The sequence below is a fragment of the Pseudomonas sp. Sample_16 genome, assembly GCF_004307665.1.
Lineage (GTDB): Bacteria > Pseudomonadota > Gammaproteobacteria > Pseudomonadales > Pseudomonadaceae > Aquipseudomonas.
In genome coordinates, this window is the sequence record NZ_RCOB01000196.1 from 1 (window position 1) to 12,046 (window position 12,046).

Annotated in this window: 13 protein-coding genes and 1 pseudogene; 7 read left to right on the top strand and 7 right to left on the bottom strand. The window is 57.6% G+C overall.

Features of this window, described 5'->3' with window-relative positions; genetic code table 11:
* Window positions 1-265, bottom strand: a 265-nt coding sequence (locus D8U69_RS25590; RefSeq protein ID WP_277751171.1) for a carbon starvation CstA family protein, incomplete at its 3' end; no start/stop codon positions are given.
* Between the two features lie 159 nt (window positions 266-424).
* Between D8U69_RS25590 and D8U69_RS25595 the strand changes: the two genes are divergently transcribed.
* On the top strand, window positions 425-793 hold the full coding sequence (locus D8U69_RS25595; protein ID WP_056855687.1) for a PilZ domain-containing protein: 369 nt from the start codon (window positions 425-427) through the stop codon (window positions 791-793).
* A 46-nt stretch (window positions 794-839) separates the two neighbouring features.
* On the opposite strand, the gene radA is transcribed toward D8U69_RS25595, so the two are convergent.
* Window positions 840-2,207: a DNA repair protein RadA gene (radA, locus tag D8U69_RS25600; protein ID WP_056855688.1), complete on the bottom strand. Its 1,368-nt coding sequence runs from the start codon at window positions 2,205-2,207 to the stop codon at window positions 840-842.
* Between the two features lie 665 nt (window positions 2,208-2,872).
* Between radA and mscL the strand changes: the two genes are divergently transcribed.
* Window positions 2,873-3,286, top strand: a complete 414-nt coding sequence (gene mscL, locus D8U69_RS25605; RefSeq protein ID WP_056855689.1) for a large-conductance mechanosensitive channel protein MscL — start codon at window positions 2,873-2,875, stop codon at window positions 3,284-3,286.
* 44 nt (window positions 3,287-3,330) lie between these two features.
* On the opposite strand, the gene D8U69_RS25610 is transcribed toward mscL, so the two are convergent.
* Entirely contained in the window at window positions 3,331-4,107 is a 777-nt protein-coding gene (locus tag D8U69_RS25610; RefSeq protein ID WP_056855690.1) for a ferredoxin--NADP reductase, read from the bottom strand.
* Between the two features lie 322 nt (window positions 4,108-4,429).
* Between D8U69_RS25610 and D8U69_RS25615 the strand changes: the two genes are divergently transcribed.
* The gene (locus tag D8U69_RS25615) at window positions 4,430-5,161 is read left to right on the top strand and encodes an autoinducer binding domain-containing protein (protein ID WP_130905851.1); all 732 of its coding nucleotides are present in this window, start codon (window positions 4,430-4,432) and stop codon (window positions 5,159-5,161) included.
* A 163-nt stretch (window positions 5,162-5,324) separates the two neighbouring features.
* Entirely contained in the window at window positions 5,325-6,449 is a 1,125-nt protein-coding gene (locus D8U69_RS25620; protein ID WP_130908431.1) for a methyltransferase, read from the top strand.
* A gap of 26 nt (window positions 6,450-6,475) precedes the next feature.
* Here D8U69_RS25620 and D8U69_RS25625 read toward each other — a convergent pair whose 3' ends face one another.
* The 3 genes from D8U69_RS25625 to D8U69_RS25635 all read right to left on the bottom strand — a co-directional run bounded on the left by D8U69_RS25625 (window position 6,476) and on the right by D8U69_RS25635 (window position 9,177).
* Complete coding sequence (locus tag D8U69_RS25625) at window positions 6,476-6,643, bottom strand: DUF2474 domain-containing protein (protein ID WP_081504875.1); 168 nt, start codon at window positions 6,641-6,643, stop codon at window positions 6,476-6,478.
* 86 nt (window positions 6,644-6,729) lie between these two features.
* A complete protein-coding gene (cydB, locus tag D8U69_RS25630) occupies window positions 6,730-7,737 on the bottom strand; it encodes a cytochrome d ubiquinol oxidase subunit II (RefSeq protein WP_130905850.1) in 1,008 nt (335 codons plus the stop codon).
* Window positions 7,738-7,740: 3 nt separating this feature from the next.
* Window positions 7,741-9,177, bottom strand: a complete 1,437-nt coding sequence (locus tag D8U69_RS25635; RefSeq protein ID WP_056855694.1) for a cytochrome ubiquinol oxidase subunit I — start codon at window positions 9,175-9,177, stop codon at window positions 7,741-7,743.
* Between the two features lie 362 nt (window positions 9,178-9,539).
* Here D8U69_RS25635 and D8U69_RS25640 point away from each other — a divergent pair, with 362 nt between their 5' ends.
* The 3 genes and pseudogenes from D8U69_RS25640 to D8U69_RS25650 all read left to right on the top strand — a co-directional run bounded on the left by D8U69_RS25640 (window position 9,540) and on the right by D8U69_RS25650 (window position 11,452).
* A complete protein-coding gene (locus tag D8U69_RS25640) occupies window positions 9,540-10,778 on the top strand; it encodes an MFS transporter (RefSeq protein ID WP_130908432.1) in 1,239 nt (412 codons plus the stop codon).
* 85 nt (window positions 10,779-10,863) lie between these two features.
* Window positions 10,864-11,142: pseudogene (locus D8U69_RS25645) on the top strand (type II toxin-antitoxin system RelE/ParE family toxin).
* Between the two features lie 13 nt (window positions 11,143-11,155).
* Entirely contained in the window at window positions 11,156-11,452 is a 297-nt protein-coding gene (locus D8U69_RS25650; protein ID WP_056855696.1) for a HigA family addiction module antitoxin, read from the top strand.
* On the opposite strand, the gene D8U69_RS25655 is transcribed toward D8U69_RS25650, so the two are convergent.
* Window positions 11,449-12,000 carry a DJ-1 family glyoxalase III gene (locus D8U69_RS25655; RefSeq protein ID WP_056855697.1) on the bottom strand — a complete coding sequence of 184 codons (552 nt, stop codon included), beginning with the start codon at window positions 11,998-12,000 and terminating at the stop codon, window positions 11,449-11,451. The genes D8U69_RS25650 and D8U69_RS25655 overlap by 4 nt on opposite strands.
* Window positions 12,001-12,046: the final 46 nt, after the last annotated feature.

Consider the following 12,046-nt stretch of genomic DNA (forward strand, 5'->3'; position numbering starts at 1 on the left):
GTTTGTTGGTCGGCACATAGTCCAGACCATCGTTATTGAGTACGGCGGGAGTGGCCCGTCGCGGGTCGAGCTGCATCACATTGTTGGCGATAAACAGACTGTAGTAGCGGTACGCGACCAGATAGATGGCCACAGCAGCGACCACAATCCACAAGGCATTGATTGCCTCACCTCGGCGCAATGCCACTACACCCAGAGCGCACGCCCCTACGATTGCCAGCACCAGCCAGGGTAAATGGCGTAGCAGGCTATTATTATTTTTCATTTTATTATTCCAGCCAGAGTGGACAAGAAAGACAGCCACGTCGAGTTTAGCTCTCCTGACGGCAAAGACCATAGCCAACATTGGTCTAGAGCCCTTGTCCTGGCTGGCAGGTTTCAACGATGCGGGTCTATAGTCAGCGAACATCCAGAGGATTGCGCCATGAGCGAACACCCCGCCGACCGCCGTCGCTTCAAACGCATCGCCTTCGATGCCAGGACTGAGCTGAGCCAAGGCGAGTACATCTGGCCGGTAAAGCTGATCGACCTGTCGCTCAAAGGGCTATTGATCGAACGCCCTGAACCTTGGCTGGGTGATGCGACGCAGGACTTTTTCGTCGACATTCATCTGAGCGATGACATCGATATCGAGATGGATGTGCAGCTGGCCCATGAAGAAAACGGCCAGTTAGGGTTTGTCTGCCGGCACATCAGCCTGGAATCCATTGAGCGCCTGCGGCGACTGATTGAGCTGAACCTCGCAGACGAGGCTGAGCTTGAGCGAGAGCTGGGTGCCCTGATTACGCCATGACAGCACCCCGTGAGAGCGGGCAAGCCCGCCCTCATAGAATCAAAGACTATTCAAACAGTGCGTCGAGCGCCTGCTCCAGACGGGTGACGGCAATGATCTGCAACCCCGCTGGCGCTTCCTTCGGCGCATTGCCCTTGGGCACGATTGCCCGCTTGAACCCGTGCTTGGCAGCCTCTTTCAAGCGCTCCTGACCGCTGGGCACCGGTCGCACTTCGCCGGACAGGCCGACCTCGCCGAATACCAGCAAATCGTGAGGCAGCGGCCGGTTGCGCAAACTGGACATGACTGCCGCCATCAACGCCAGGTCAGAGGCGGTTTCCAACACTTTCACGCCGCCGACGACGTTGAGGAACACATCCTGGTCATGGGTCGGAATGCCGCCATGTCGGTGCAGCACCGCCAGCAACATCGCCAAACGATTTTGGTCCAGGCCCAGGGTAACGCGCCGCGGATTGGCCAAATGGCTGTCATCCACCAGCGCCTGAACTTCTACCAGCATCGGCCGGGTGCCTTCCCACGTCGCCATGACCACACTGCCTGGCACTTCTTCCTGAGCTCGAGTCAGAAAAATCGCCGATGGGTTGGAGACTTCTTTCAAGCCCTTGTCCGTCATGCCGAACACACCCAGTTCGTTGACCGCACCGAATCGGTTTTTCACCGCTCGCAACAAGCGCAGACGGCCATCGGACTCGCCTTCGAAATACAACACGGTATCGACCATGTGCTCCAGCACACGCGGGCCGGCCAGAGCTCCTTCCTTGGTGACATGGCCCACCAGGAAAATCGCCGTGCCGCTCTGCTTGGCATAACGCACCAGCAGGGCCGCGCTTTCACGCACCTGGGACACACCGCCCGGCGCGGATTGCAACTGCTCGGTGAAAATCGTCTGGATCGAGTCGATCACCATGACCTTGGGCTTCTCGAGGCGCGCCGTGGCGATGATGGTTTCGATGCAGGTTTCGGTCATGACCCGCAATTGATCCTGGGGCAAGCCAAGACGACGGGCACGCATGGCCACTTGCTGCTGGGATTCTTCCCCCGTGACGTACAGGGCCGGCATGCTTTTGGCGAGGTTGCACAGGGTTTGCAGGAGGATGGTCGATTTGCCGATGCCCGGATCACCGCCGATCAACACCACCGAACCGTCGACGAGGCCGCCGCCCAACACCCGGTCCAGTTCACTGGAGGCGGTGGAAAATCGCGGGATCTCCTCGACGCTGACTTCGGCCAGGGTTTTGATCTGCGCCTGCTGACCGGTCCAGCCCGTGCGTCCGCTGGGTGCCGCCGCCCCGCCGCTTTCCACCATGGTTTCAGTCAGCGTATTCCAGGCGCCACACTCGCCACACTGGCCGGCCCATTTCGGGAAGGTTGAGCCGCACTCGGTGCAGCCGTACATGCGCTTGGCCTTGGCCATCTGAACTCCCGGCAAAAATCGCGATGATAGCTCAGGTGGCGGCGATCAGTGCGATGCTGTTGTCGGAATGAATCAGCGATCGTATCTGACTGTTCCGAGAGTGGGGGGGCAGGCAAATATCATCACTTACATTAAATAAAACTGTGAACGGTACACACACTTCCAGTCCAAACGCCTTTAACAATCTGTACAAACTATCCGAAATAAATACCAGCACACCTAATCAACCGTCATTAAAACTTGTACAACACTTAACCGCTTTAAATCCGAGCGTACAGTTTTCAACAAAAATGCAATCAAAAAACCCATCAATAACCACACACTTATAACGGATAAGATTTTACATCAAGCCTTCGAAACTCCGAGCGGATTGATCCAGCCAAACCGTCAGTCCTTTATTGTTATGGAAGTGTAAAACGATCATCAGAATAGCGGCTGATATTGATTCGCCACCAACCTTTTGTTCACACTGATTACTGCATCATCAGCCCACAAAGCCTGATCCAGAAAGCTCAAGCCATCCGGTGGCAGGCAAGGCTCGCTAAAACTTTTCGCCGTCGGTCCGGTCGATTGCAGGCGAGCATCGTAAGCAGTTGTTTCGGGCAGGAAGCATTTGGCTGATTTACACTGCGTTCACCAACTCATCTGTAACAAGGAAATAACCTATGGGCGTGCTTAACGAGTTCAAGGCCTTCGCGGTCAAAGGCAATGTGATCGACATGGCCGTCGGTATCATTATCGGCGCCGCTTTCGGCAAGATTGTGTCGTCGTTCGTCGGTGATGTGATCATGCCTCCCATCGGGCTGCTGATCGGCGGGGTGGACTTCAGTGACCTGGCCATTACGCTCAAGGCCGCGCAGGGCGATGTCCCGGCGGTGGTGTTGGCGTACGGCAAATTCATTCAGACACTGATCGACTTCATCATTGTCGCTTTCGCGATCTTCATGGGCGTCAAGGCCATCAACCGTCTCAAGCGCGAAGAAGCTGTTGCCCCGACCCTGCCGCCGGTTCCGACCAAGGAAGAAGAGTTGCTGGGTGAGATTCGCGACCTGCTCAAGGCGCAGAACAGACAGCCCTGATTATTCGCAAACAAAAACGGCGCCCCTCGAGGCACCGTTTTTTTTTACCAGAAATTCTCCACCGCCACCTGCCCGGGGCGGCGGCTGAGGCTTAAATGCATATCGCGCTGTTTGAGCAATTTGCGTGTGTCATCGATCATTTGCGGGTTACCGCAGAGCATGACCCGCGAGTGCTCAGGCGTCAGCGCCACCCCGGCTGCGCGTTCCAATTCGCCGTTTTCGATCAGCGTGGTAATGCGGCCGTTGAGCGCGCCTGGGTGCAACTCGCGCGTGACAGTGTTGATGAGTTGCAGTTTGTGTACGAACTCCTCCAGATACTCGCGTTGGGCCAGCCCCGCGATCAGCTCCTGATACGCCAGCTCGCGGGATTCGCGCACGCTATAGACCAGGATGATGCGTTCGAATTTCTCCCAGACTTCAAAGTCCTGCAGGATCGACAGAAACGGCGCAATTCCAGTCCCCGTGGATAACAGCCACAGATCACGCCCATCGACAAATCGGTCGAGGGTCAGGTAACCGAAGGCCTGGCGGTCGACCAGCAACGTATCGCCAACCCCCAATCGACTGAGTTCGCTGGTGAACTCGCCTCCCGGAACGACGATGGAAAAGAACTCCAGAAACTCGTCATGGGGCGATGACACCATGGAATAGGCTCGCCAGACTGTGCTGCCATCGGCCTTGGTCACGCCCAGTCGGGCGAACTGGCCTGCACGAAAACGAAACCCGGCGTCCCTTGTCGACCGAAGCGTGAACAGGTTCGGGGTCAATGGCTGGACGTCGAGCAAGGTCTGGCGGGTAAATTTTTCTTCACTGGCTGTCATTGGGACGCTCCATTCAACAGACGCTCCCAGTGTCGCGCAAATAGACCGGCAGAAACACCGATGGTTTGTGGTGCCTTTAAGGTGAAAACAACTTGTTCAATTGAATTCAGTTCGCCCAGCACAACTAACTGCTCGGTTAATTGATGATATTAAAATCAACATACTTAAACGTCAGTCGCGTTATAGAACCAGACACATGTTTAAAACTGGTTGAGCCAAGCAAAAAAATCTCAACACGATGTAAGAATCATCCTACACTTCCACTCGCGCCGATCGCTTGGATCCAAAGCGCCCACACGCGAGTTCATACATGGAGCCGATAATGGAACGGTGGAAGGAGCTACAACTCATTCAGTTATCCAACACAACGGATATGGATAGCGCCTATCGGGTTGCGTTGAGTTTCGCAAAAAATATCGGGTACAAATTTTGTGCTTTTTCAGCAAGTTGCTTACCGGTGAATGATCAATTTCAACCTGTGCAATTGAACAATTACTCTAAGCAATGGAACAGTGAATATGAACACACAAAGTTCAGTTTGATTGATCCGGTAATAGCACATTGCAATCAATCCACGCTGCCCATCCTGTGGACCGAGGAACTCTTCCATGACGTGCCATGGATATGGGACACCATGGAGCAACAGGGAATGCAGCATGGTTGGTCACAAGCCGTTCATAACGAGGACAGTGGCTTGTGCTCTATCTTGAGTCTTGCCAGAAGTCATTGCCCGATCAGTGCGTGGGAGCTGTACGAAAACCTCGGTTTCTCGGTATTCATCGGCAATCATTTACACAAACTGATGCTGGAGGCGATGCCCAAAGCTGCCAAGAGGCCCCAAACCCCGCATCTGACGCCACGGGAAGTCGACGTGCTGAAATTGGCGGCCGATGGCAAGACAGCCTACGAAAGCGCGAGGATTCTCAACCTCAGTGCACGGACGATCAACTTCCATGTACAGGAAGCCATCCGCAAACTCGGGGTCAATAACAAAATTTCGGCCGTGATTGCCGCTGTCAAGGAAGGCTATCTGACTGGCGACGCGATTCGCTGAAGCGAAAACCTGCGAGTAATCGGATACAAAAAACCGTACCATTCGCGGTCCCTCCCGAGTGTTTTGCCGTGTGATTTTTCCACAACGCAGGCCACTCGGCCGGCCCGCCGCCAAGTTGCCCAAGGGCCGCGGGATACCCGTTGATTACCCAGAGCCCCGCCCCATGCCTTTGCTCGAAACACCTTTTGCCAGCCTTGACCTGATTCGTCAGCCCGAACAGCAGAATGAACCGCTGCAAGCCTTCGATGCAGCCGACGAATACCTGCTCAACCATCTGGCTGAGCAGCAGCCCTCGATCGATACACGGGTGCTGGTGTTGAACGACAGTTTCGGCGCGTTGGCAGCCAGTCTGGCGGGCAAGGTCAACGTCGTCAGCAGCGGTGATTCGTTCCTGGCTTTGCAAGGGTTGGAAAAGAATCTGGCCCGCAATGGTCAGGCATTTGACGCAGTGCCACATGTGCCGGCCAGTGAAATCGTTGCAGGGCCATTCGACCGGGTGTTGATCCGGGTACCGAAGACACTGGCATTGCTGGAGGAGCAGTTGATCCGCCTGCAGGGCCAACTCGCGCCCGGTGCCCAAGTGATCGCCGCAGCCATGATCAAACACCTGCCGCGTGCGGCCGGCGACTTGCTCGAACGCTACATTGGCCCTGTGCAAGCTTCGTTGGCGGTTAAAAAAGCCCGGCTACTGATTGCCACTGCTCAAGCAATGGCACCTGCAACATCGCCCTACCCGACGCGCTATCAGCTTGACGAACCGGCCATTGAATTGCTCAACCACGCGAACGTGTTCTGTCGCGAAGGGCTGGACATCGGCACGCGGGCATTTCTGCCGCACTTGCCGAAGAATCTCGGTACGGCGCGCGTGGCCGACCTCGGTTGCGGAAACGGTGTGCTGGCGATTGCCAGTGCTCTGCAAAACCCTGACGCCCATTACACCTTGGTGGACGAGTCGTTCATGGCGGTGCAATCGGCTGCCGAGAACTGGCAGGCAGCATTGGGCGAGCGCGATGTCATCGTGCGTGCCGGCGACGGGTTGGCCGGACAGGAACCTCAGTCGCTGGACGTGGTGCTGTGTAATCCGCCGTTTCACCAGCAACAAGTGGTGGGCGACTTCCTCGCCTGGCGAATGTTCCAGCAAGCCCGGGAGGCGCTGGTCGTCGGGGGGGCGCTGTACATTGTCGGCAATCGTCACCTGGGTTATCACAGCAAACTTGCGCGTCTGTTCCGAGGTGTGGAGCAAGTGGCGGCCACGCCGAAGTTCGTGATCCTCAAGGCGCGCAAGTAACCCCAAAAAGCTTCCGGGTGCGGATGTCAGTGAGTGCTCAGACCGGCGGCGTTCATGAACATCCGCATCAGGCTGGCGACGATGAACAGCGCACCGACGCTGCCGGCCCAGATCATGGCCAACCAGCCGAGCCGCTGCCACAGCGGTTTTTTTTCGGCTTCTTCGATGTCGTGCAGGGAATGTTTGCCGGACATGATTCAATTTCTCCAGTAAGGGTGGATGGCGTCTGTGATGACGCCATCGCGAGCAGGCTCGCTCTTACAATTTTTCGCACTGCGCCCTAGTGATAACCGTCCTCATGGGTGACCTTGCCGCGGAACACGTAGTAGCTCCAGAAGGTATAACCCAGAATGAACGGAATGATGAACAGCGTACCCACCAGCATGAAGCCCTGGCTCTGCGGTGGTGCAGCCGCGTCCCAGATCGAGATCGACGGCGGTACGATGTTCGGCCACAGACTGATGCCCAAGCCGCTGTAACCGAGAAAGATCAGCACCAGCGTCAGCAGGAACGGCGTGTAGTGCGCATTGCGCGCCACCGCGCGAATCAGGCCGTACAAGGTCACCAGCACCAGGATCGGCACCGGCAGGAACCAGAACAGGTTCGGCAGGGTGAACCAGCGGGCTGCGATCTCGGCATGGGCCAGCGGCGTCCAGATACTGACGATACCGATTACCGCCAACAACACGAACGCCAAGGGCCGCGCCAGGTCATGCATCTGTTCCTGCAATTTCCCTTCGGTCTTCATGATCAGCCAGGTGCAACCGAGCAATGCATAAGCCACCACCAACGCTGCGCCGCAGAACAGGGTGAACGGTGTCAGCCAGTCCAGTGAGCCACCGGCGAATTGCCGATTGACCACTGGCAAGCCATCGATGAACGCCCCCAATGCCACGCCCTGGAAAAACGTCGCGGCAATCGAACCGCCGATGAAGGCCTTGTCCCACAAGTGACGTTTGTCGTCCTTGGCCTTGAAGCGGAACTCGAACGCCACGCCGCGGAAAATCAACCCGACGAGCATGAAGATCAGCGGCAGATACAACGCCGAGAGCACCACCGAATAGGCCAGCGGGAAGGCGCCGAACAACGCCGCACCGCCCAGCACCAGCCAGGTTTCGTTGCCGTCCCAGACGGGCGCGACGGTGTTCATCATCACGTCACGGTCGGTCTTGCCGGGAATGAACGGGAAAAGAATGCCGATCCCCAGATCGAAGCCATCCATGACCACGTACATCATGATGCCGAAGATGATGATCACGGCCCAGATCAGCGGAAGATCAATACCCATGATTCAAATCTCCTTGGTCACGGTGCGGTCGGCATCGGAATGCTCATCGTCGGCTGCGGACAGCGGCCGCGCCGGGGTGCGTTTCTGGCCAGGACCACCGTCGTTGGTTTCCTTGCCTTCATCGATCTTCGGCCCTTTGCGCACCAGGCGCATCATGTAGCCCAGGCCCGCGCCAAACAGCGCGAAATACACCACGACGAACAGGATCAGGGTGATGCTCATCTGCATGAAGCTGTGATTGGAGGACGCGTCCGCCGTGCGCATCAGCCCGTAGACCACCCACGGCTGGCGACCGATTTCAGTAGTGAACCAACCGGCGAGGATTGCGATCAGCCCGGACGGCCCCATCCACAACGCCAGGTACAGGAACGGTCGCGAGGTATAGAGTTTGTCGCGCTTGCGCAGCCACAGGCTCCACAAACCGGTGAAGATCATCAGCATGCCCAGGCCTACCATGATCCGGAACGACCAGAACACGATGGTCGAATTCGGCCGGTCTTCGGGCGGGAAATCCTTGAGCGCCGGCACTTGTTTATCCAGCGAGTGGGTCAGGATCAAGCTGCCCAGGTACGGGATCTCGACCGCAAACTTGGTCCTCTCTTCTTTCATGTCCGGCCAGCCGAACAGAATCAGCGGCGTTGCCTCGTCGCCTTTGTTTTCCCAGTGGCCTTCGATCGCGGCAATTTTCGCGGGCTGATGTTCCAGCGTGTTGAGGCCGTGGAAATCGCCAATGACCGCCTGGATCGGCGCCACAATCAGCGCCATCCACATCGCCATCGAAAGCATGGTACGGATCGCCGGGTTGTCCTTGCCGCGCAGCAAATGCCAGGCCGCCGAAGAGCCGACGAAGAACGCCGTGGCAACGAAGGCCGCCGTCGCCATGTGCATCAGGCGATAAGGGAACGAAGGGTTGAAGATCACCGCCAGCCAGTCGGTTGGAATCACCTGGCCGTTGATGATTTCAAAGCCCTGCGGTGTTTGCATCCAGCTGTTGGACGCAAGAATCCAGAACGTCGAAATCAGCGTGCCGATGGCGACCATGACCGTCGAGAAGAAGTGCAAGCCGCGCCCGACCTTGTTCCAGCCGAACAGCATGACCCCGAGGAACCCGGCTTCCAGGAAGAACGCCGTGAGCACTTCGTACGTCAGCAACGGTCCGGTGACCGACCCGGCGAAATCCGAAAAACGGCTCCAGTTGGTGCCGAACTGATAAGCCATCACCAGCCCGGAGACCACCCCCATGCCGAAGTTGACCGCAAAGATCTTCGACCAGAAATGGTAGAGGTCCCGATAGGTGTCGTTGTTGGTTTTGAGCCACAAGCCTTCGAGTACAGCCAGGTAACTCGCCAGGCCAATGGTGATGGCCGGAAAAAGGATGTGAAACGAAATGGTGAACGCGAACTGAATTCGGGCGAGATCAAGTGCCTCTAAACCGAACATAAGTCTTCCTCTGTCAGGTATTACGGCTGCTGGCTGGAAGCCTGCATCCACGGGTCCCACGGGTATGGAGTGCGGCGAATTCAAATTCGTTCTTTTTTTTACAGGCATCGCAACGCAGGGATTCTGGCCAATCAATTCCCTTCGCAGGGCGTTGATCTGGATCAAGCAACGTTGAAAGAGTAGTCCCAATTTCGGCGATGAACTGCGTGGCCGTTTGCCGCGTGACAAGTTGCCTCATGGCGTTCGAGATCGGCTGCCTCAGCAAAATCGATGTCTGGCTAATGAAATTTTCAGGCGTGGCAACTTCCTGTTACAGGTTGGTGATAACCTCGCCCTTCCCCTATTCCAAGATTTGCCCGCAGATGCCCAGCCAAGCGCCCTTGCTGTTACGTCACCATCGCCCTTTCCTCGCGTTCTGGCTGGCCCGGGTGTTTACCGCCAGCGGTTTCCAAATGCTTACCGTGGCCATCGGCTGGAACCTGTACCAGTTGACCGGCAACGTGCTCGATCTGGGAATGGTGGGGCTGGTGGAATTCGCACCTCGCGTACTGTTCATGCTGCACACCGGGCACGTCGCAGACCGCTACGACCGACGCAAAGTCGCCGCCATCTGCCAATCGCTCCAGGCGCTGATCGCCCTGTCGCTGGCCATTGGCAGCGCGACGGATCATGTCACCCGGGAGATGATCTTCATCCTCGCCTTCCTGCTGGGAGCCGCCCGCTCCTTCGAGATGCCGACCACCCAGGCCCTGCTCCCGAGCATTGTGCCCAGCGCCTTGTTTCCCCGGGCGGTAGCCGCCGCGCAATCGGCCCAGCAATCGGCAACCATCGTCGCCCCGGCCCTCGGCGGTCTGCTCTATGCCTTTGGCAGCGTGTGGGTGTATGGCCCGACGGTGGTCCTGTACATCATCGCTTGCGCATTGATGCTCAATTTGCCCGCTCGGCAAACACCGCTGAACAAGGGTAAGGCGACGCTGGATTCGTTGCTGGCGGGGATCCGCTTCATTCGCAGTCGCCCGGATATCCTCGGGGCCATTTCCCTGGACCTGTTCGCTGTGCTGCTGGGCGGTGCGACAGCGCTGTTGCCGGTGTTCGCCAAGGACATTCTGCTGACCGGCCCGTGGGGCCTGGGCCTGCTGCGCTCAGCTCCGGCGGTGGGTGCGCTGCTGATGTCGCTGTTCCTGGCGCGATTTGCCGTGGAGCGCAACGTCGGGCGGGTGATGTTTACAGCCGTGGGCGTATTTGGCGTGGCAACCATTGCCTTCGGCCTGTCGACCTCGTTCTGGTTTTCCCTCGCCGTGCTGGTGGTATTGGGCGCGGCCGACATGATCAGCATGGTGATCCGCGCCTCGTTCGTTCAACTGGAAACCCCGGACGAAATGCGCGGCCGGGTCAGTGCGGTGAACGGGCTGTTCATCGGGGCCTCAAACCAGTTGGGCGAATTCGAGTCGGGCCTGACCGCCCATTGGTTCGGTACGGTTCCGGCGGTGGTCATGGGGGGAATAGGCACGCTGCTGGTCACCGGGACCTGGATCAAACTATTCCCGACCCTGGCCAATCGTGACCGCATGCATGTGCCAAAGGAAGAGGTGAAAGTCTGAAGCAGTCATCCATCACAGTTTTGCCGACCATGTGCAATACATAGATACCGCATAAAGTGTAATGTATCGCCTTACACTTTTTTCCATGATCAAATCCTTCCAGCACAAAGGCCTTCGTGTCTTCTATGAAACGGGTTCGACTCGCGGAATTCGAGCCGATCATGCAAAGCGTCTGGCTCGCATCCTGTAGTTCATGGATCGCGCCATGGTCCCTGACGACCTCAACCTACCGGGATGGCGATTGCATCCGCTGAAGGAAGGATTGGCCGAGTACTGGTCCCTGAGTGTCTCAGGGAACTGGCGAGTCGTTTTTCGATTTATCGGCACAGATATCGAACTGGTCGATTATCTGGATTACCACTGACAGGAGGCAGGACATGCCCATGCACAACCCGCCGCACCCTGGTGAAACACTTTTGATGGATGTATTGCCCGAGTTGGGAATCAGCGTCGCGCAGTTAGCCCGGCACCTCGGGTTCGCACGCCCACATTTGTCGCGAGTATTGCATGGGCATGCGCCGATCAGTCCGGACCTCGCTGTACGCCTGGAGCGGGCGGGGATTGGTAAGGCGCGGACATGGCTAGGGGTTCAGACCGACTACGATCTCTGGCAGGCTGAGCATCGTGAGCAACCGCTCATCAAACCCATCGGCATTCACGCTGATGCTGTCTAAACCAGCAACTCCCCCGCCACAGCCGTTCGCGTGGCTTTGCCGCAAAGCTGTTCCACCAGTGTCAGAGCAAACGCCAACGCTGCGCCCGAACCTTGGGCGGTGATGCAATTGCCGTCGACCACCACCGGTTGATCGACGAAATTGCAACCTGACAGTTGATGGCTGACGGAGGGCAGGCACGTCATGCGCCGCTGACGCAGCACACCGAAAGTTTGCAGGGCAACCGCGGGCGCTTCGGCGATACCCGCAAATAGCCGACCGGCCGTAGCCTGGTCCTTGATCAACTGTTGCAGTGGCTGATGGCCAGCCAGGTGTTGCGTGCCCACGGCACCGCCTGGCAGCACGATCAGATCGAAAGGCTGGGCGAGCAAATCCACCAGCATGGCATCAGCGGTCAGGCGTGTACCGCGCGCGCAGGTCAGCATGCGCCGGCCTTCGATGCTGGCGACCACCACTTCCACCTTGGCGCGGCGCAGTACATCGATCAGGGTGACGGTCTGCAGGTCATCGGTGCCCTCGGCGAGGGTAATCAAGGCTCGAAAGGTCATGGGAACAATCCACAGGAGGGTTCTTAAAGCGTAGTCAGCTTTCCCT

What these genes read in the sequence shown, in the direction of transcription:
- D8U69_RS25595 (WP_056855687.1), top strand. Translation starts at nt 425, where the DNA reads ATGAGCGAACACCCCGCCGACCGCCGTCGCTTCAAACGCATCGCCTTC.
- radA (WP_056855688.1), bottom strand. Translation starts at nt 2,207, where the DNA reads ATGGCCAAGGCCAAGCGCATGTACGGCTGCACCGAGTGCGGCTCAACC.
- mscL (WP_056855689.1), top strand. Translation starts at nt 2,873, where the DNA reads ATGGGCGTGCTTAACGAGTTCAAGGCCTTCGCGGTCAAAGGCAATGTG.
- D8U69_RS25610 (WP_056855690.1), bottom strand. Translation starts at nt 4,107, where the DNA reads ATGACAGCCAGTGAAGAAAAATTTACCCGCCAGACCTTGCTCGACGTC.
- D8U69_RS25615 (WP_130905851.1), top strand. Translation starts at nt 4,430, where the DNA reads ATGGAACGGTGGAAGGAGCTACAACTCATTCAGTTATCCAACACAACG.
- D8U69_RS25620 (WP_130908431.1), top strand. Translation starts at nt 5,325, where the DNA reads ATGCCTTTGCTCGAAACACCTTTTGCCAGCCTTGACCTGATTCGTCAG.
- D8U69_RS25625 (WP_081504875.1), bottom strand. Translation starts at nt 6,643, where the DNA reads ATGTCCGGCAAACATTCCCTGCACGACATCGAAGAAGCCGAAAAAAAA.
- cydB (WP_130905850.1), bottom strand. Translation starts at nt 7,737, where the DNA reads ATGGGTATTGATCTTCCGCTGATCTGGGCCGTGATCATCATCTTCGGC.
- D8U69_RS25635 (WP_056855694.1), bottom strand. Translation starts at nt 9,177, where the DNA reads ATGTTCGGTTTAGAGGCACTTGATCTCGCCCGAATTCAGTTCGCGTTC.
- D8U69_RS25640 (WP_130908432.1), top strand. Translation starts at nt 9,540, where the DNA reads ATGCCCAGCCAAGCGCCCTTGCTGTTACGTCACCATCGCCCTTTCCTC.
- D8U69_RS25650 (WP_056855696.1), top strand. Translation starts at nt 11,156, where the DNA reads ATGCCCATGCACAACCCGCCGCACCCTGGTGAAACACTTTTGATGGAT.
- D8U69_RS25655 (WP_056855697.1), bottom strand. Translation starts at nt 12,000, where the DNA reads ATGACCTTTCGAGCCTTGATTACCCTCGCCGAGGGCACCGATGACCTG.